The organism is Mesorhizobium sp. P2_F5 (assembly GCF_056403715.1).
Genome location: NZ_JBFUEY010000005.1, coordinates 193,121 through 211,258, shown reverse-complemented (window position 1 = coordinate 211,258; position 18,138 = coordinate 193,121). Strand labels below are relative to the sequence as shown.

General features: G+C 62.5%; 16 protein-coding genes and 2 pseudogenes. 10 read left to right on the top strand and 8 right to left on the bottom strand.

Translation table 11 applies throughout. From position 1 onward, the window contains the following. The first annotated feature begins 108 nt into the window (after positions 1-108). Entirely contained in the window at positions 109-765 is a 657-nt protein-coding gene (locus tag AC1DYO_RS10335) for an alpha/beta hydrolase (protein WP_477262816.1), read from the top strand. Between the two features lie 144 nt (positions 766-909). Next, positions 910-1,269 (top strand): annotated as a pseudogene (locus AC1DYO_RS10330) (IS1 family transposase); the annotation flags it as partial. A gap of 2 nt (positions 1,270-1,271) precedes the next feature. Here AC1DYO_RS10330 and AC1DYO_RS10325 read toward each other — a convergent pair. After that, on the bottom strand, positions 1,272-1,460 hold the full coding sequence (locus tag AC1DYO_RS10325; protein WP_477262814.1) for a hypothetical protein: 189 nt from the start codon (positions 1,458-1,460) through the stop codon (positions 1,272-1,274). 81 nt (positions 1,461-1,541) lie between these two features. Here AC1DYO_RS10325 and AC1DYO_RS10320 point away from each other — a divergent pair, with 81 nt between their 5' ends. Continuing rightward, positions 1,542-1,766 (top strand): hypothetical protein, encoded by a 225-nt coding sequence (locus AC1DYO_RS10320; RefSeq protein WP_477262812.1) that lies wholly within the window; start codon positions 1,542-1,544, stop codon positions 1,764-1,766. A 122-nt stretch (positions 1,767-1,888) separates the two neighbouring features. On the opposite strand, the gene AC1DYO_RS10315 is transcribed toward AC1DYO_RS10320, so the two are convergent. Both AC1DYO_RS10315 and AC1DYO_RS10310 read right to left on the bottom strand, forming a co-directional pair. Then, positions 1,889-2,893 carry an inorganic phosphate transporter gene (locus AC1DYO_RS10315; protein ID WP_477262810.1) on the bottom strand — a complete coding sequence of 335 codons (1,005 nt, stop codon included), beginning with the start codon at positions 2,891-2,893 and terminating at the stop codon, positions 1,889-1,891. A gap of 3 nt (positions 2,894-2,896) precedes the next feature. After that, complete coding sequence (locus AC1DYO_RS10310; protein WP_112397070.1) at positions 2,897-3,538, bottom strand: DUF47 domain-containing protein; 642 nt, start codon at positions 3,536-3,538, stop codon at positions 2,897-2,899. A 106-nt stretch (positions 3,539-3,644) separates the two neighbouring features. On the opposite strand from AC1DYO_RS10310, the pseudogene AC1DYO_RS10305 reads away from it, so the two are divergent. After that, positions 3,645-3,825 (top strand): annotated as a pseudogene (locus AC1DYO_RS10305) (hypothetical protein); the annotation flags it as partial. Positions 3,826-3,834: 9 nt separating this feature from the next. Here AC1DYO_RS10305 and sthA read toward each other — a convergent pair. Further along, complete coding sequence (sthA, locus tag AC1DYO_RS10300) at positions 3,835-5,223, bottom strand: Si-specific NAD(P)(+) transhydrogenase (protein ID WP_181060773.1); 1,389 nt, start codon at positions 5,221-5,223, stop codon at positions 3,835-3,837. Positions 5,224-5,423: 200 nt separating this feature from the next. On the opposite strand from sthA, the gene AC1DYO_RS10295 reads away from it, so the two are divergent. The 4 genes from AC1DYO_RS10295 (at position 5,424) to AC1DYO_RS10280 (ending at position 8,627) form a co-directional block, all read left to right on the top strand. After that, positions 5,424-6,116 (top strand): methyltransferase family protein, encoded by a 693-nt coding sequence (locus AC1DYO_RS10295; protein WP_477262808.1) that lies wholly within the window; start codon positions 5,424-5,426, stop codon positions 6,114-6,116. A 107-nt stretch (positions 6,117-6,223) separates the two neighbouring features. Continuing rightward, positions 6,224-6,694 (top strand): RDD family protein, encoded by a 471-nt coding sequence (locus AC1DYO_RS10290; RefSeq protein WP_477262806.1) that lies wholly within the window; start codon positions 6,224-6,226, stop codon positions 6,692-6,694. Between the two features lie 139 nt (positions 6,695-6,833). Then, a complete protein-coding gene (locus AC1DYO_RS10285; protein ID WP_192253163.1) occupies positions 6,834-7,598 on the top strand; it encodes an arginyltransferase in 765 nt (254 codons plus the stop codon). Between the two features lie 132 nt (positions 7,599-7,730). Beyond that, positions 7,731-8,627 carry a DMT family transporter gene (locus AC1DYO_RS10280; protein ID WP_477262804.1) on the top strand — a complete coding sequence of 299 codons (897 nt, stop codon included), beginning with the start codon at positions 7,731-7,733 and terminating at the stop codon, positions 8,625-8,627. Here AC1DYO_RS10280 and AC1DYO_RS10275 read toward each other — a convergent pair. Both AC1DYO_RS10275 and parC read right to left on the bottom strand, forming a co-directional pair. Then, positions 8,615-9,829: an AI-2E family transporter gene (locus AC1DYO_RS10275; protein WP_477262802.1), complete on the bottom strand. Its 1,215-nt coding sequence runs from the start codon at positions 9,827-9,829 to the stop codon at positions 8,615-8,617. The two genes, AC1DYO_RS10280 and AC1DYO_RS10275, sit on opposite strands and share 13 nt — an antisense overlap. A 283-nt stretch (positions 9,830-10,112) precedes the next feature. Next, positions 10,113-12,365, bottom strand: a complete 2,253-nt coding sequence (gene parC / locus AC1DYO_RS10270; protein ID WP_477262800.1) for a DNA topoisomerase IV subunit A — start codon at positions 12,363-12,365, stop codon at positions 10,113-10,115. A 403-nt stretch (positions 12,366-12,768) separates the two neighbouring features. Between parC and AC1DYO_RS10265 the strand changes: the two genes are divergently transcribed. Next, a complete protein-coding gene (locus tag AC1DYO_RS10265; RefSeq protein WP_477262798.1) occupies positions 12,769-13,959 on the top strand; it encodes a hypothetical protein in 1,191 nt (396 codons plus the stop codon). Between the two features lie 117 nt (positions 13,960-14,076). On the opposite strand, the gene aspS is transcribed toward AC1DYO_RS10265, so the two are convergent. Continuing rightward, positions 14,077-15,867, bottom strand: coding sequence for an aspartate--tRNA ligase (aspS, locus tag AC1DYO_RS10260; protein ID WP_477262919.1), 1,791 nt, complete (start codon positions 15,865-15,867; stop codon positions 14,077-14,079). Between the two features lie 130 nt (positions 15,868-15,997). After that, the gene (locus AC1DYO_RS10255) at positions 15,998-16,756 is read right to left on the bottom strand and encodes a DeoR/GlpR family DNA-binding transcription regulator (RefSeq protein WP_477262796.1); all 759 of its coding nucleotides are present in this window, start codon (positions 16,754-16,756) and stop codon (positions 15,998-16,000) included. Between the two features lie 112 nt (positions 16,757-16,868). Here AC1DYO_RS10255 and AC1DYO_RS10250 point away from each other — a divergent pair, with 112 nt between their 5' ends. Next, on the top strand, positions 16,869-18,074 hold the full coding sequence (locus tag AC1DYO_RS10250; protein ID WP_477262794.1) for an MFS transporter: 1,206 nt from the start codon (positions 16,869-16,871) through the stop codon (positions 18,072-18,074). The last annotated feature ends 64 nt before the right edge of the window (positions 18,075-18,138 follow it).

Sequence of the window (18,138 nt, the reverse complement as noted above, 5' to 3'; positions counted from 1 at the left end):
AACGGTCTGAAATGAGCCTGGTTCAATCACATTTCGCGGAGCATGAAAATATTCCGTTTTGAAGCCGGCAAATGACCAATATATCCGCGAAATCAAAGAGATATGAGCGTGTCTGAATATAGCGAAAAGAACGCCGGCCTGCACCGGGATCTGGCCTTTCCCTACCGCCTCCTCAAGCCGGAAAACGCTGGCGGGGAGTGCCTGTTTTTGCTGCACGGATCAGGTGTCGACGAAACGACGATGCTGCCGATTGCAAGGCAGATCGCCTCCAACGCCACGCTGGTCGCGGTGCGCGGCCGCATCGCCCAGGAGGACGGCTTCCGCTGGTTCGAGCGCATCACGCCGACCAGTTTCGAGCAGGCGAGCATCCGTGCCGAAACAGCAGCCTTTGCCGCCTTCGCAAGCGAGGCCGCAAAACGCCATAGGCTCGACCTCGCCCGAGCGACCTTCCTCGGCTATTCCAACGGCGCCAATCTGGTGTCCAGCCTGATGCTGCTCAACCCCGGCCTCGTCCGAAAAGCGGCGCTGCTGAGAGCTATGCCGGTGCTTGACGACGCGCCGGCAACCGACCTCACGGGGACGCGGGTTCTGATTGTCGCCGGGGCCGCCGACCAGACCTACGGGCCGTTTGCGGCGGCATTGATGACGCTGCTCCACGGACGCGGCGCCGAGGTCGACGCGCGGATCGTGCCTTCAGGTCATGAAATCGGCGACCCTGACGCCGCAATCGTCCGGCAGTGGCTGGCGGCGCCGGTTGCTACATAGCAAATCGTCACTTGCCGCGTCGTGCCGGCAATCGTGGCCATCCGTCCGAAAGTGTCAGGATAGAGAGCGCTGTCGACGTTCGCGACCGCGCCACGATCTCGGCTAAAGAAGCCGAGAACCCATTGGCCGCTGCCCGCCGGAGCGCGCTATAGCCCGGCCGTCTGCACTGGCGCGACCAAGACCCGTATCGAAGGCAATCCCGATCCTTTGCATGTCAGCACGTCGCACATCGAGCGCGCCAACCTCGCCATGCGTATGGCAAACCGCCGCTTCACGCGTCTTGCCGATGCGTTCTCAAAGAAGTTCGAAAACCATGTCCACATGGCCGCCATTTACACAGTCTGGTACAACTTCATTACGATGCACAAGACGCTGAAAATGACGCCGGCAATGGCCGCTGGCGTATCGCAAACTCTCCGGTCGATGGACGACCTTTGCGAGAAGATGGACGCAGTTGCGCCGAAGCCGGGGAAGCGCGGTTCCTATAAGAAGAAGATCGCCTAGGGCTATCTGCCCTTCACGCCGTCCTTGCCGACTATCGATAACTTCGGAGCGTAGGCATCTCGGATGATCTGGGYGGCTTCGGCTGTGGTGATGCCGCACTTACGGGCATAGTAGGCGGCTTCCGCTTCAAGCTTGCCGTCTATTGGTTCTGCTATCGCCTGTTTGGCTTTCTGCTTCGCCTTCTTCCCCATGTGTCGAATCATAGCACATTGCGGGACTTAGCTGAATGACCGCTTCGGACAGGGTTAAAATTTCAAACTTAGACAACTACCGTGGACGAGCTTCTTTGGAGCTATCTAGCGGAATGTGCTATGATTCGTGGCGCGGGCAAGAAGGCAAAGCAGAAAATCGAACCGCAGGCAGATCGCGAAATGGCGATCGAAGCCGCCTACTTTGCCCGCAAGTTCGGCCTCACCAAGGAGGAAGCGCTCAAAACCCTCCAAGAGGCCAGCGTCGTGAAACTGTTGCCTAGCAGAAATCTGGCAAAAACCCGATAAGGGCTGGTTTGGGCGACACGGTTTTGGGTGAGAAAAGCAAACGACACTTCAGGGCCAGGCTTTGCGTCATATCTGTTTGGACGCTTCATCGCCCATACTCAGATTTTGGCGCCCGTTCCGCGTCAGCCGCCCAGGCGGGTGACAAAATAGGTGAGCGCTGAAATTGCCGCCGTCGCCGGCAAGGTGACGATCCAGGCGATGACGATGTTACCGGCAATGCCCCAGCGCACGGCCGAGACGCGGCGGGCAGCGCCGACGCCGATGATGGCCCCGGTGATCGTGTGGGTGGTCGACACGGGGACGCCGAGCCAGGTGGCCGCGAACAGGGTGATGGCGCCGCCGGTCTCGGCGCAGAAGCCCTGCATCGGGTTCAGCCGGGTTATTCTCGAGCCCATTGTGTGAACGATGCGCCAGCCACCGAGCAACGTGCCCAGAGCCAGCGCCGACTGGCAGGTGAGGACGACCCATAGCGGCACGTAGAAATTGGCGCCGAGCATGCCTTGCGAATAGAGCAGTACGGCGATGATGCCCATGGTTTTCTGGGCGTCGTTGCCGCCATGTCCGAGCGAATAGAGCGAGGCCGAAAAGAACTGCATGACGCGGAAGGTGCTGTCGACGGCGAACGGTGTCTGGCGCACGAACAGCCACGAGACAAGAAGAACCAGGACCAGCGCGAGGACAAAGCCGGTCGCCGGTGACAGGACGATCGCGGCGACCGTCTTGCCAAGCCCCGTCCAGACGATGGCGCCGACGCCGGCCTTCGCAATACCCGCGCCAACCAACCCACCGATCAGGGCATGCGAGCTGCTCGATGGGATACCGGCAATCCAGGTGACGATGTTCCAGACAATGGCGCCGACAAGCGCCGAAAAGATCACCGCCGGCGTGACAATGGTGACGTCGACTATGCCTTTTCCCACGGTCTCGGCGACATGGAGGCCGAAGAACATGAAGGCGATGAAGTTGAAGAAGGCCGCCCATAGCACCGCATATTGAGGTCTCAGCACGCGGGTGGAGACGATTGTGGCGATGGAGTTGGCGGCGTCATGCAGGCCGTTGAGAAAATCGAAAAACAGCGCGACGGCGACAAGGCCGGCCAGCACAGGAAAGGCGATGGTGGCTTCCATTGCCTAGACGTTCTCGATGACGATGCCGCTGATCTCGTTGGCAACGTCCTCGAAGCGGTCGACCACTTTCTCCAACTGGCCATAGATCTCACTGCCGATCAGGTAGGCCATCGGATCGCTGCGGCCATGCCGCTTGAACAGGTCCTTCAATCCCTGCTCATGCAGGTCGTCGGCGCGGCTTTCGACGCGCATGACTTCTTCCGCGATGGCGTTTAGGCGCACCGTGTGCGTGCCGACTTTGCTGAGCAGCGGGATCGCTTCGGCAACCAGCCTGGAGGCGGCAACGATGACGCCACCCATTTCCTGCATCAGCGGGTCGAATTCCTTCTTTTCGAACAGCTTCACCGTCTTGACGGTCTTGTGCATCATGTCGATGGCATCATCCATCGACTGGATCAGGTCCTTGATGTCGCCGCGATCGAAGGGCGTGATGAAGGAGCGCCGCACCGCCAGCAGGACTTCGGCCGTGATATGATCGGCCTCGTCCTCGAGATCGATGATTTTCTGGCACCAGCGCTCGATGTCCTTGCCCTGCAGAAGCTGCTCCAGCGCCTCGGCGCCACCGACTACGGTACGGGAATGCCGTTCAAACAGATCGAAGAAGCGATCTTCGCGCGGCAGCAGCTTGCGGAACCAGCCCAGCATGTCGATCTCCCGTCGCGCCCGTCCACGACCCACCAACTCACATAACGCTCCAGCGAGCCACTGAAAACAGTAAGCCGGCTGAAAGATGTGGATGCGGACGATCGCAGACGCGGCTAGACGGCTCGAGGCGCTCACCAGCCCGAAACGGCATGGTTTTTCGCGGGCCGCTCGTCACCGGCGGTGCGGATACCGCGATTGCCGGCGTGCCGCCAGCGGAAATCGAGGCGGTGCTGCCGATGCCTTCGGCCGACGTCATGCTGTCGCTGCTCGCCCAGATGGAAGGCTAGCTCCAGCGCCTACCCCTGCCCCATCCGGTTCCAGGCATCGAGCCCGGCGATCTTGTAGGCTTCGGCCAGCGTCGGATAGTTGAAGGTGTTGTTGACGAAGAAGTCGACCGTGCCGCCGAGATTGATCACCGCCTGGCCGATATGGATCAGTTCGGTGGCGCCCTCACCGACGATGTGGGCGCCGAGCAGGCGACGCGTCTCGACCGAGAACAGCAGCTTCAGGAAGCCGGTGTTGACGCCCATGATGTGGCCGCGCGAGGTCTCGCGGAACCGCGCCAGGCCAACCTCATAGGCAGCACCGCTTTCGCGCACCTGTTCCTCCGACTGGCCCACGGTGGAGATTTCCGGCACGGCGTAGATGCCATAGGGAAAGGTTTCCGGCGGCGGTGGCAACTGCACGCCGAAGGCGTGGCAGGCGGCCACCCTGCCCTGCTCCATCGAGGTCGAGGCAAGGCTGGGGAAACCGATGACGTCGCCGGTGGCATAGATGTTGGGCACGCTGGTCTGGAAGGTTTGCGGATCGACCTTGATGCGGCCTCTGGAGTCGGCCTCGATGCCGACCACGTCGAGGCCGAGGCTGCCGAGATTGCCGCTGCGGCCGGCGGCATAAAGCACGATCTCGGAGCGGATGGTGCGGCCATCTGCGAGCGTCACTTCCGCATAGTCGGGCTTGGAGACAATTTCCTTGACCGTGCTGCCGAGACGAATGGTCATGCCGCGGTCGCGCATCTGGTGGATGAAGTCGTCGACGATCTCACGGTCGACGAAATCGAGGATGGTGTTGCGCGGCTCGACCAGCGTCACCGGCACGTCGAGGGCCGAAAAGATGGTCGCATATTCGACGCCGATGACGCCGGCGCCGATCACCGTCAGCGTGCGCGGCAGATGGTCGAGCTCCAGCATCTCGTCACTGTCGAAGACGCGGATCTTGTCGAAAGGCACGTCGCGCGGCCGGTGCGGCCTGGTACCGACCGCGATCAGCGCATTGGCGAAACCGACCTCCGAATAGTCGCCATTGTCGGCCGTCAGGCTGACCTTGTTGGGGCCAACGAATTTCGCCATGGCGCGCACGCTCTTGACCGCGTTGCGCATGAACTGGTGCTGCAGCACCTCGACCTCGTGGTCGAGCGTCTTGTGCAAGCGCTCAACCAGATCAGCGATGGAGATGTCCTGCTTGACCCGGTAGCCGCGGCCGTAAAAGCCGCGCTCGCGCCAGCCGGAGAGGTTGAGCACCGTTTCGCGTAGCGTCTTGGACGGGATGGTGCCGGTGTGCACGGAGACGCCGCCGAGGCGCCGACCCCTATCGACCACCAGCACCGATTTGCCGAGCTTGGCCGATTGCACGGCGGCGCGGCGGCCGGAAGGGCCGCTGCCGATGACCAGCATGTCGTAATCCATATTTCCCCGTCCCCTCGGCGTCTTGTTGCGCCGCAGCAAGCTAAACTGGGAAGAGTGTCATGTTCAACTGCCCAGACGGCAAACTCGTGCGGTTCGGCCCAACTGTGATGAATCTTCCGGCGTAATGTGAGAAGTGCGCGAGAAAGCTTAACCCGACGGCAACGCTTGCGTGCAATGGTCGCTCTCGAGGGGACCAACGGGTGACTGATTTGACCATTTTCAAGAGTGAGCCGCTGTCTGGCGCGGAAGCGGGTCTCTGGTCCAGCCTGCGCAGCCGCGAGATCCTCATCGATCTGCGAGAGGGACTGTTCCGTTTCATAGCCCTGGCTGTCGCCGCACTCTTTGTCTATCGGGGCGTGCAGCATCTGTTCGTCGATCCAGCCCGTCTCAACCTGTTGCTGCTGATGATCTCCGACTCGTTGACTTTCATCTGGTTGCTGACGGCGCGGCGACCCTTGGTGCGCGACTGGAACCCCTTAACCGTCTTCATCGCTCTGGCAGCCGGTTTCGGCGCCGGCTTTGTCTCGATGGAGGCCGGCGTTCCCATCATCCCGCTCTATATCGCGGCGCCGATCCAGTTCATTGGGCTTTGGATTGTCATCTGGGGCAAGGTGTCGCTTGGCCGCTCCTTCGCCATCCTGCCCGCCAATCGCGGCGTCGTGACCGGCGGCGCCTACCGGTTCGTGCGGCATCCGATCTACGCCGGCTATTTGATCGGACACATTCTATTCCTGCTGTCGAGCTTCTCGATCTACAATTTCACCGTCTATGCCATCATCACGCTTTTCCAGATCCACCGCATCCTGCGGGAGGAAGCTATCCTGGAAAGGTCGCAGGAATACCGCGAGTATATGGGCAGGGTACGCTACCGCCTTTTCCGCGGCATCTTCTAGGCATGTTGCGCCGGACGCCGGGGCGTCCGTTTCTTGAATTCGCCATCGCCCTCACCATTTGAAAGGGCGACGGGCATTCCCATTGGATGCCATGGCGAGGACATGACATGAACGCGCGCGTACTTGACGGCGAAATCATCACCAGCAGGCTCGACGACGTCAGGGCCTATGACGGTGTGCGCACGCGGCGCATCCTCGCCTTCATCATCGACTATTGCATCGTGGCGCTGCTCACCATTCCGTTCGCGATCCTGGTGGCCGTGCTTGGCCTTTTGACATTCGGTCTTGGGTGGGCGCTTTATTCCATCCTCGTGCCGGCGGTCGCCATTCTCTACATCTGGAACACGCTGGGTGGCCGCAATCAGGCCACTTCAGGCATGAGGATGATGGGCATCCGGCTCGATCGTCTCGACGGCACGCGCATCGACGGGCTGACCGCTGTCGTCCATTCGGTGCTGTTTTGGGCGAGCACCGTCATCCTGACGCCGCTCATCCTCCTGGTGACGCTGTTTTCCGATCGCAAGCGCACGCTGCACGACCTGCTGCTTGGCACGGTTGTCAGCCGCAGCGACCGTTGAACCGGTGTTCAACCGACCCCAACAGGCATTTGTGCGCAAATGTGAAGGCGTCCATTCAACCCCACCTTCACAATCCTGTTGAATTTTTCGCCGGCCAAGCCAAAGGTAGAGCGATTCGCAGGAGTGTTCCCAAGGTTCGATGACGCAGCATCCAACCCAGTCGCCGCAGTTCTTCCTGACCGCGCCATCGCCGTGCCCGTATCTTGAGGGCCAGTTCGAGCGCAAGGTGTTTACGCATCTGGTCGGCGACAAGGCGCCGGAGATGAACGACCTGTTGACGCAAGGCGGCTTCCGGCGCTCGCAGAACATCGCCTACCGGCCGGCCTGCGAGACCTGCCGCGCCTGCGTCTCGGTGCGCATCCTGGCGCAGGAATTCACCGCCAGCCGCAACATGAAGCGGGTGATCCAGCGCAATTCCGATCTCATCGGCGCCATGCACGACGCGCAGCCGTCGACCGAGCAGTATTCGCTGTTCCGCGGCTATCTCGACGCCCGCCACCGCCGCGGCGGCATGTCCGACATGACGGTGCTCGACTACGCCATGATGGTCGAGGACACCCATGTCGACACCAAGGTGATCGAATATCGGCGCCGCGGCCCCGACACGTTCATCACCGGCAAGGGCCAGGGCGAGCTGATCGCGGTGGCGCTGACCGACAAGATGGCCGACGGCCTGTCGATGGTCTATTCCTACTTCAATCCCGAGTTCGAGGACCGTTCGCTCGGCACCTTCATGATCCTCGACCATATCGCCCGCGCCAGGGCCATGGGCCTGCCCCATGTCTATCTCGGCTACTGGGTCAACGGCTCGCGCAAGATGAACTATAAGATGCGCTTCATGCCGCAGGAGCATCTCGGCCCCAAGGGCTGGGAACGCTACGACCACGAAGCGGTCACGCGCTGATTTTTCTTCTTTCCCAACTCCGGGCCTAAACATTTTCAACCGGGATGATGCTGGTCTTTCCGCCGGTTGGTGGAGAGTGCGCGATTGCGCCGACCGGTCATCCTGCCTCTCGTCCATTGCGAAAGTCGTTGCATGTCATCTCACAATGCTCACACCAAAGGACTGCTGCTCACCGCGCTTGGCGGCCTGACGTTGACCGTCGACATTCCGCTGATCCGCCTCGCCCATGGCGAAGCCTGGACGATCCTTCTGCTGCGCACAGGCTGCACCTTCGTGGCGGGATTGATCGTATGGGCCGTCTGGCGCTCGTTCAGCAAGAATGCCCCGCAGCTCATACCCGGCTGGTCCGGCCTGGTCGTCGCCACCCTCTACGGGCTCGGCGCCATCGCCTTCATCACCGCCGTCTACAACACCTCGACCGCCAATCTGGTTTTCATCCTGGCCTTCTCCACCATGTTTTCGGCGCTGCTGTCGTGGCTGTTCCTGAAAGAGCAGCCGCAACCGCTGACGCTTGCGGCAATGGCGCTAATGATCGTCGGCATCGCCATCATCGTCGGCGATTCCATCGGCACGGGATATCTGTTCGGCGACGTGATGGCGCTGTGTTCGGCCTTGGCGATCGCCTGCGCCATCACCGTCTCGCGCGCCAGCGGCAAGGATATGGGTTTCACCGCGCTGACCGGCGTCCTCCTGCCTTTCGGGCTGGCGGCGCTGATGGTCTCCAAGACCGGTTTTCAGGTGGAGGCGCCATGGTGGATCATTTTCAATGGCGCCGTCATCATGCCGTTCGCCTTCTTCTGCCTCGCCAATGGGCCGAAATACATTTCAGGCCCGGAAGTGGCGATGTTTTATCTGCTCGAAACGGTGCTGGCACCGGTCTGGGTGTGGATGATCTTTGCCGAGACGCCGTCGCGCAACAGCCTGATCGGCGGCTCGATCCTGATCGTCACGCTGGTCGCGCACTCGCTGCGGCAATTGCATGACGGGCGCAAGCGGCGGGCAGCGCTCGCGGTTGCTTACCCAGCCTGACTTTTCTTGGCCGGGCCGGCGACAATCTCGATCTGTGGCGGCCCGCCTTCGATCTCGGCGACGGCATCGGGAACGGGGTCTTCGGCCAATTCCACCTCGCGCAGCCATTCGCGCCAGATCGCCACCAAGAGCGCCATCAGCACGGGGCCGATGAACAGGCCGAGAAAGCCCATCGTCTTGACGCCGCCGATCAGGCCGAAAAAGGTCGGCAGGAAAGGCAGCTTGATCGGTCCGCCGACCAGTTTCGGGCGCAAGGTCTTGTCGACGATGAACAGCTCCACGGCGCCCCAGATGAACAGGGCCAGCCCCGCCATCGGCGAACCGCTGGCGGCGAGGTAGATCGACACCAGCGTGAACGACAGCGGCGCGCCGCCAGGGATCAGCGCCATCACGCCGGTGAGCGCGCCAAGCGTCACTGGTGACGGTACGCCGGCCAGCCAGTAGGCGACGCCCAGCACCAGCCCCTCGCCGATGGCGATCACGGTCATGCCGGTGACGGTCGAGGAAATGGTTGCCGGCACGACGCGCGAAATCCGCTCCCAGCGTGTCGGCAGGATGCGTTCGCCGAGGCGGTCGATCTGGCCGGCAAAGTGCTCGCCGTCGCGATAGGCGAAGAACAGCGCGATCATCATGAACAGCAGCGTCAGCAACAGGCCGAAGGCGCTGCCGCCGGCCGCCAGCACGCCGCGATAGATGCTGCCGATATTGGCGCCGCTGACCAGCTGGATCAGTTCGCCGATGCCGCCAGGATGGCCGAAATTGTCCGCCCACTGCTCGTTCAACCACTCGCCGACGACAGGCAGCGTCGTGATCCACTGCGGTGTGGCCGCGCCGTGCCGGTTGGTCTCGATCGCCCAGCCGACCCATTCGCGGACCTCGTTGATGGCATAGGTGCCGGCGAGCGCGATCGGCACCACCAGGAAGGTGAGGATGAACAGGATGGCGAGCGTCGCGGCGATGGTGCGATTGCCGCCGACGCCGGCAAGCAGCCTGCGGTAGAGCGGCCAGCTGGCGAAGGCGATGACGAGCGCTGCCAGCACCGGAAACAGGAAGCCGTGGAAGAAATAGACACCGGCGGCGACGATCAGCACCAAGAGCCAGCGCGCCGCCGACAGCGGCGGTATGACGGCGGCTCTCAGCGGCGTCGACAGGCCGAACAGGCGCTGCTGACGTTCCGGCTTCTGGATCTTGGATTCCTTCAAACGCCCATCTCTCCCCGGCCTACCCAGCGTTTGTGCACTGTTATAGTGCCGCAATCGTGACGATAGTCCAAATGGTTGGTGAAGCTGCTAATCTCCCCCCTCGTGGGGGAGATGTCCGGCAGGACAGAGGGGGGCGCGAAGGATCGCCAGCGTGGGGTTCGACATTGAGGACCCAAGAGTTGGGACAGGTATAGCGAGCCATGACCTTTTGATAAGCTGGCGGGACAGCGCCCCCCCTCTGGCCTGCCGGCCATCTCCCCCACAAGGGGGGAGATCGGCAGCTTCAGCCAAATTTCCCCGTCCGCGGGAATCCCTTCGGCACCATCCGCCCGGCCGAGGCCCTGGCGCCGATCCACTCGGCCAGCTCCTCGCGCGAGCGTGTAAATGTGCGGTCGGCCGAATCCTGCCAGGACAGGCCGCTCGCCAGCGTGAAGGGTTTCAGGTCGAGCAGGCCACCATCCTTGTATTTCTGCAGGCGAACACCCTTGCCGCGGCCCATTTCGGGTATCTCGGACAGCGCAAACACCAGCATCTTGCGGTTCTCGCCGACGATGGCGAGGTGATCGCCTGAAAGCGGGACACAGGCCTTGGCCTCGTCGGGCGCCTTGACGTTCATCACCTGCTTGCCCTTGCGGGTGTTAGCGATGACCTCTTCCTCCGGCACGATGAAACCGTTGGCGTCGTAGGAAACCAGTAGCAGCTTGCGCTTCGGGTCATGGACGAAAGCGGTGACGATATCCTGGTCGTTGTCCATGTCGACGATGATGCGGATCGGCTCGCCATGGCCGCGGCCCCCCGGCAGCCGGTCGGCGCCGATGGTGTAGAATTTGCCGCCGGTGGTGAAGACCAGGATCTTGTCGGTGGTCTGGGCATGGAAGGCAAGCTTGAGGCTGTCGCCTTCCTTGAAGGTCAGCGTGGAATGGTCAGCCAGATGGCCTTTCATGGCCCGCAGCCAGCCCTTTTCCGACACCACCACGGTGACCGGCTCGCGCTCGATCATGGCATGGGCAATGTCGGTCAAATCGTGCTCGGGCGCGTCGGCGAACTGGGTGCGGCGTTTGCCGAGTTCGGTCTCGGGGCCGAACTTGTCGCGGATGCTGGCGACTTCCCACTTGATCGTCGACCATTGCTTGGCGTTGGATGCCAGCAGCGCCTCGATCTGCTTCTTCTCGGTGGTGAGGCCGTCGAACTCCTTGCGGATCTCGAACTCTTCCAGCTTGCGCAGAGCGCGCAGCCGCATGTTGAGGATGGCTTCGGCCTGGGTGTCGGTGAGCGACCAGCGGGCCATCATCACCTGCTTGGGCTCGTCCTCCTCGCGGATGATCCTGATCACCTCGTCGATGTTGAGATAGGCGATCAAATAGCCGGCGAGAATTTCGAGACGCCTCTCGATCTCGCCAAGGCGATGCTTCGAGCGGCGGATCAGCACATCGCGCCGGTGCTCCAGCCACTCCTGCAGTACGCCTTTCAGCGACAGGACGTTGGGCACCTTGCCGCGCGACAAGACGTTCATGTTGAGCGGGAATCGGCTTTCGAGCTCGGTCAGCTTGAACAGCGATTCCATCAGGATGCCGGGATCGACCGAACGGCTCTTCGGCACTAGTACGACGCGGATGTCCTCGGCGCTTTCGTCCCTGATATCTTCGAGCAGCGGCAATTTGCGCGCGATCAGAAGCTCGGCGATCTTCTCGATCAGCCGCGCCTTCTGCACGCCATAGGGGATTTCGGTGACGACGATGCTCCAGGTGCCCCTGCCCTGGTCCTCCTGGCCCCATTTGGCGCGGACGCGGAAGCCGCCGCGGCCCGTTTCGTAAGCTTCGAGAATCGAGGCGCGGCTGTCGACGATGATGCCGCCGGTCGGAAAATCCGGCCCCTGGACGAAGTCCATCAGCTTCGCCACCGGCGCGCTCGGATCCTCGATCAGGTGAAGCGCTGCGTCACAAAGCTCGGCGGCATTGTGCGGCGGGATCGACGTCGCCATGCCGACCGCAATGCCGGATGAGCCGTTGGCAAGCAGGTTCGGGAAGGCGCCGGGCAGCACGACCGGCTCCTCATCCTCCTCATTGTAGGTGGGCCGATAGTCGACCGCGTCCTCGGTGATGCCGGAAAGCAGTTCCGTCGCCACGTCGGTCATGCGCGCTTCGGTGTAGCGCATGGCGGCGGCGTTATCGCCGTCGATATTGCCGAAATTGCCCTGCCCGTCGACCAGGGGGTAGCGCATGGAAAAGTCCTGCGCCAGGCGCACCAGCGCATCATAGATCGACTGGTCGCCATGCGGGTGGAACTTGCCCATCACCTCGCCGACGATGCGGGCGCATTTGGCAAAGCCCTGGTCGGGGTTGAGCCGAAGCAGCCGCATGGCATGCATGATGCGGCGATGCACGGGCTTAAGCCCGTCGCGCACATCCGGCAGCGCCCGGTGCATGATGGTCGAGAGCGCGTATGCCAGATAGCGCTCTTCGAGCGCCTTCTTCAGATCGACCGGTTCGATGTGGTCACCGCCGCCATCTTCAGGCGGCAAAAGCCTTTTTCCCATGCGGCTGGACTAGCCGAGCGGATGATTCGCGGCAAGGCGGGGCTGCGGAAATCCGCAATTTGCGGCCTCCGGGCTGTGAAGGCGGCTCAGGATCCGACAATGGATGTGACGGACTTCATGTTCCAACGTGCCGCCCCTGTGCAACAGCACCGATAGCAGTGCTGTTGCCAACCAACATCAATCTGTTACACGCCCTCTCTAAGGCAGGAGACGGTACGCAGGGGAGCCGGACCTTCATGACATATTCACCGCATCGAGCGAAGGCTCCCGCTCCGGTTTGCCTTTCGCCGTGATTTTCGACAAATCTGCGGGAAAGCGCCTTTTTCCCGTCCAGTTCGTCACGGAATGGTGATGGCGCAGAATTGAGAAAACAGTTTTTCAGGACTCTCTCAGGGAACTCGCGATGACAATCCAACGCTCGACACTCAAGACACTCGCTTTCTCGACCTTTTTGCTGACCCTGCCGCTGAATGCCGCCTTTGCGCAGGACACGGCGGTTGCCGACCGGCTGAAGGCCGCACTTACCGCCCAGGGCGTCGATATCACCTGGACCGGGGTCTCCGGTGACAATTCCAGCATGGTGCTGCAGGGCGTGTCGGTTAAACCGGCGGCCGAAAAGGAAGCGCTGCCGATCGGCGACATCAAGCTTGAAGGCGTGACCGAAGCCAATGGCGGCTTTGATGTAGCGACCATCACGACTTCGGCCTTCGAGCACAGCAAGGACGGCGTCACGCTCAACCTCACCCCCTTCGTCATCCATGACGCGAACATCCCGGCCGAGGGCGCTACAGGCCCGCTCGGCTCGATGATGATGTACAAGTCCGCCGAACTCGAAAACCTGACGGTCAAGGTTGCCGACAAGACCGCCTTCTCGATGGACGGCCTTGCTGTCCAGATCACCCCGCCGGCCGATGGCAAGGCGATGGAATTTTCCGCCACGACGGAAAAGTTCAACGCCGATCTGACGCTGGTCGACGATGCGAAGTCGAAGGAAGCTATCGAGGCCCTCGGCTACCAGAACATCTCGGGTAACATCGAAATCGGCGGCACCTGGCAGCCGAGCGATGGCAAGATGGACCTGTCGAAATACGACATCTCGGTCGAGAATGCCGGCACGCTCGGCATGACCTTCGGCCTCGGCGGCTACACGATCGACTTCGTCAAGTCGATGCAGGAGATGCAGAAGAAGCTGGCGGCGCAGCCCGAAGGCGCCGACAATTCGGCGCAGGGCATGGCCATGCTCGGCCTGTTGCAGCAGCTTTCCTTCAACAGCGCCTCGGTCCGCTTCGACGACGATTCGCTGACCGGCAAGGTGCTTGAGTATGTCGGCAAGCAGCAGGGCATGTCGGGCAAGGACATCGCCAACCAGGCCAAGGCGATCGTGCCGTTCGGCATGGCGCAGCTCAACAATCCTGAACTGACGGCCGAAGTGACGGCCGCGGTGAGCAAATACCTCGACGATCCGAAGAGCCTCGAGATTTCGGCGGAGCCGCCGGCAGCAGTGCCGTTCGCGCTGATCATGGCGGGTGCGATGTCCAACCCGCTCGACCTGCCGAAGACGCTCGGCGTCCACGTCAAGGCCAACGAAGACTGATCGAGCGAAACGCTCAAAAGCAAAAAGCCCGGCAGCGATGCCGGGCTTTTTTGTTGGATTGTCTATCCGAAAGAATCGGTTCCGGCGGTTTGTTAAAGAACCGCCGGAACGTCGCGATCAGGCGTCCTTCTTCACCGCCGCGACGCGCAGCGACAGCTCGCGCAGCTGCTGCGGACTGGCTTCCGAAGGCGCACTCATCAACAGGTCGTAAGCCTGCTGGTTCATCGGGAACATGGTGATTTCGCGCAGGTTCTTGGCCCCGACCAGAAGCATCACGACACGGTCGACACCGGCCGCCATGCCGCCATGCGGCGGGGCGCCATACTGGAAGGCGCGGTAGAGGCCGCCAAAGCGCTCCTCGACCGTGGCGCGATCCAGCCCGACCGTCTCGAACGCCTTGACCATGGTCTCGGGCAGATGGTTGCGGATACCGCCCGAGGCGATCTCGAAGCCGTTGCAGACCATGTCGTACTGGAAGGCCTTGATGCCGAGCAGGTCGTCGCCCCCGAGCGCCTCGATACCACCCTGCGGCATCGAGAACGGGTTGTGGGCGAAATCGATCTTCTTCTCCTCCTCGTTCCACTCGAAGAACGGGAAGTCGACGATCCAGCAGAGCTCGAAGCGCTCACGGTCGACAAGGTTCAGCTCTTCGCCGGCGCGCGTGCGCGCGGCACCCGCGAAGGTGACGAATTTCTTGGGGTCGCCGGCAACGAAGAAGGCGGCGTCGCCATCGGCAAGGCCAAGCTGCTGGCGGATCGCCTCGGTGCGCTCCTCGCCAATGTTCTTGGCCAGCGGACCGGCGCCTTCGAGCTTGTCGCCTTCCTTGCGCCAGAAGATGTAGCCCAGCCCGGGCTGGCCTTCGCCCTGCGCCCAGGAGTTCATGCGGTCGCAGAAGGCGCGGCTGCCGCCGGTCTTTGCCGGAATGCCCCACACTTGGGCCTTCGGATCGTTGGCCAGGATGTTGGCGAAGACCTTGAAGCCGGAATCGCGGAAATGATCGGAGACGGCCTGCATCTCGATCGGGTTGCGCAGATCCGGCTTGTCGGAACCGTATTTGCGCATCGCGATATCATAAGGAATGCGCTGGAATTTCTGCGTCACCGGCTTGCCGTTGGCGAAAGTCTCGAAGACGCCGCGCATCACCGGTTCCATCGTCGACAGCACGTCGTCCTGCTCGACGAAGCTCATTTCGAGGTCGAGCTGGTAGAATTCGCCGGGCAGACGGTCGGCGCGCGGATCCTCGTCGCGGAAACAGGGCGCGATCTGGAAATAGCGGTCGAAGCCGGAGACCATGATCAGCTGCTTGTACTGTTGCGGCGCCTGCGGCAGCGCGTAGAAGGTGCCGGGATGGATGCGCGACGGCACCAGGAAGTCGCGCGCGCCTTCCGGCGACGAGGCCGTCAGGATCGGCGTCGAGAATTCGGTAAAGCCGACATCGGTCATGCGCTTGCGCATCTCGGCGATGATTTTGGTGCGCGCCACGATGTTCCTGTGCAGCGTCTCACGGCGCAGGTCGAGGAAGCGGTACTTCAGGCGGATGTCCTCGGGATAGTCCGGCTCGCCGAACACCGGCAGCGGCAATTCCTTGGCCGCCGACAGCACCTCGATCTCGCGGGCAAATATCTCGATCTCGCCGGTGGGCAGGTTGGCATTTGTGGTGTCAGGCAGGCGCGCCTTGACCTCGCCGTCGACGCGGATCACCCATTCGCCACGCAGCGTCTCGGCGACCTTGAAGGCGGGCGAATCCGGATCGGCGACGATCTGGGTCAGGCCGTAATGGTCGCGCAGATCGATGAACAGCAGGCCGCCATGGTCGCGCACGCGATGCACCCAGCCCGACAGGCGAACCGAAGAGCCGACGTCGCTCTTTCTCAACTGGGCACAGGTATGGCTGCGGTAACGATGCATTGTCATGTCAAAATTCCGGGGTGTTCTGGTTGCGAGCCGGGCATCAAGCCCGGTCCAAAATTTGCGCGAAAAGCGCATGGGAGGCCGGATTTGTCAAGGCAAGCCGGGGGATCGGGCGAAGGCCCGCTGTTCAAGCAAAGTGGATTTCGGCGCCTTGACGCTCGAAGTCGGCGAGGATCGCGGCCGGCGCGGTCTTTTCGACCACAAGGTGGCGGATCGCCTCGGGCCTGGCGACCCGGTAGGGTGCGGCGGTGGCCAGCTTGTCATTGGTGACAGCGATGACGATACCTGCGCTGTTCTTGGCCATGGCCCGCTTCACCTCGGCCTCCGCCGAATCGAAGGCCGTCACGCCGCGTGAGGCATCGAGACCGCAGGAGCCGAGAACAAACAGGTCCGCGCCAAGCTGCGCGACGGCGGCAAGCGTGTCGGCGCCGACGCAGGCGCCGAGGTGGCGGTCGAACCGGCCCCCCAGCACAATCAGCTCGATCGAAGCGTGGTCTGACAGGACAGAGGCAATTTCGAGCGAATTGGTGGCGACGGTCAGATCGAGGTCGCGCGGGATGGCCCTGGCGATCGCGGCATTGGTCGAGCCGCTGTCGATGAACAGGGTCTGTCCGGGCGTGAGCAATGCCACGGTCGCGCGGGCCAGCCGTGTCTTCTCCTCGACCGCATGGCTGGCGCGCAGACCCACCGGCGTTGCGGCGAAAGGTGCGGGCGCGACCGCGCCGCCATAGACGCGGCGGCATTGCCCGGCCTTGGCGAGCTCCCTGAGGTCGCGGCGGACCGTGTCTTCTGAAACGCCGAAGCGGCTCGCCAGCTCGCCGGCCAGCACCCTGCCCTCGACGGCCAGGCGATCGCGAATGATTTGATGCCGCTCATCGGTCAGCATTGCATGATCCTGTTTTCTTCATGCGCGTTCTTGCACGATTTGCATGTTTGTGCAAGATACAGGGCATACCAGGCGGCGACAACCGCCAGCTCTCTTCCTTGAAAGCATCGTCATGACCTTCGGCCTCAGCCTCGCTCCGCAACACCGGGTCTATGCCGGGTTTGCGATCTACTCGTTCGGCATGGGCAACATCTTTCCGCGGCTGCCCGACATCAAGCATGCCATGGGCATTGCGGACGGCACGCTCGGCCTCAGCCTGATCGGGACGCCGATCGGAACGTTGACCGCGCTGACGCTCGCGGCGCCGATCCTGGAACGCGTCGGCTTCCGCCGCGCCTTGCTCGGGCTGGTTCCGCTTTTGTCGGTAGCCTATGCCATTGCCGTGCACGCGCCTGGGCCGCTTGCGCTGTTCCTGATGCTGATTCCGGTCGGCCTGATGATCGGCAGCGTCGAGATCATCCTCAATGTCGAGGCCGACAGAACCGAATTCCTGCTCAAGCGCCGGATCATGAACCGGGCGCATTCGTTCTGGAGCATCGGCTTTTTCGGCGCCGGCCTGTTTGGCGCGGCACTTGCGCATCTCGGCATATCGCCGCAACTGCACCTGGCCATCGTCGTACCGATGGTGGCGATAGGAATAGCGCTGTTTCTCGGCGGCTACGAACCGGCGCCGAGCCGCTTCGCCGGCACTGACGAGACGGCGCCAAAGCTGGCGCGGCCGACGCTGCCGATCCTCGTCCTCGTCGCGGTAACACTGTCTGCGATGCTGATGGAAGGCGCCAGCATCGACTGGTCGGCGATCTACATGCGCACCGTGTTCGATGCAGGCCCGTTCGTCGCCGGCTTCACGGTGGCGCTGTTTGCATTCTCGCAAGCGAGCACCCGCTTCTTTGCCGACAGCTTTGTCGAGCGCCACTCGCCGAGCGGCGTGGCGCGGGTGCTGCTGGCGACGATGGCGGTAGGCGTGCTGCTCGTCTTCTTCTCGCCTGCCCCGCTCTTATCGATGCTGGGCTTTGCCCTGCTCGGCATCGGCAGCAGCGCGATCTTTCCGCTGGCGATCTCGGCGGCGGCCCAGCGGACGGACCGCTCCGCGGCAATCAATGTCGCGGCGTTGTCGCAGATCTCCTTCGTCGCCTTCCTGCTCGGTCCGCCGCTGCTCGGCTTCGTCTCGGACCATTGGGGCATCCGTTCGGCCTTCGGCATCGGCATCCCGTTCATCATCGTCAGCCTGCTGACCGCCGGCTCACTTGGCCGAAGGGCGGCCAGCCCTGTCGCGCTGTCGGCGGGCGAAGCGTTGGCGAGGGCTCACGAAGCTTGAACGGCAATCTTGTAGGGCACGCGCCTGTTGGCTAGCAGAATTGCTGCTGGCATTGGCTGATATG

Coding starts and splice junctions, on each gene's coding strand:
- aspS (WP_477262919.1), bottom strand. CDS start 15,867: ATGCATCGTTACCGCAGCCATACCTGTGCCCAGTTGAGAAAGAGCGAC.
- AC1DYO_RS10250 (WP_477262794.1), top strand. CDS start 16,869: ATGACCTTCGGCCTCAGCCTCGCTCCGCAACACCGGGTCTATGCCGGG.
- AC1DYO_RS10255 (WP_477262796.1), bottom strand. CDS start 16,756: ATGCTGACCGATGAGCGGCATCAAATCATTCGCGATCGCCTGGCCGTC.
- AC1DYO_RS10290 (WP_477262806.1), top strand. CDS start 6,224: ATGAACGCGCGCGTACTTGACGGCGAAATCATCACCAGCAGGCTCGAC.
- AC1DYO_RS10280 (WP_477262804.1), top strand. CDS start 7,731: ATGTCATCTCACAATGCTCACACCAAAGGACTGCTGCTCACCGCGCTT.
- AC1DYO_RS10315 (WP_477262810.1), bottom strand. CDS start 2,893: ATGGAAGCCACCATCGCCTTTCCTGTGCTGGCCGGCCTTGTCGCCGTC.
- AC1DYO_RS10310 (WP_112397070.1), bottom strand. CDS start 3,538: ATGCTGGGCTGGTTCCGCAAGCTGCTGCCGCGCGAAGATCGCTTCTTC.
- AC1DYO_RS10265 (WP_477262798.1), top strand. CDS start 12,769: ATGACAATCCAACGCTCGACACTCAAGACACTCGCTTTCTCGACCTTT.
- parC (WP_477262800.1), bottom strand. CDS start 12,365: ATGGGAAAAAGGCTTTTGCCGCCTGAAGATGGCGGCGGTGACCACATC.
- sthA (WP_181060773.1), bottom strand. CDS start 5,223: ATGGATTACGACATGCTGGTCATCGGCAGCGGCCCTTCCGGCCGCCGC.
- AC1DYO_RS10285 (WP_192253163.1), top strand. CDS start 6,834: ATGACGCAGCATCCAACCCAGTCGCCGCAGTTCTTCCTGACCGCGCCA.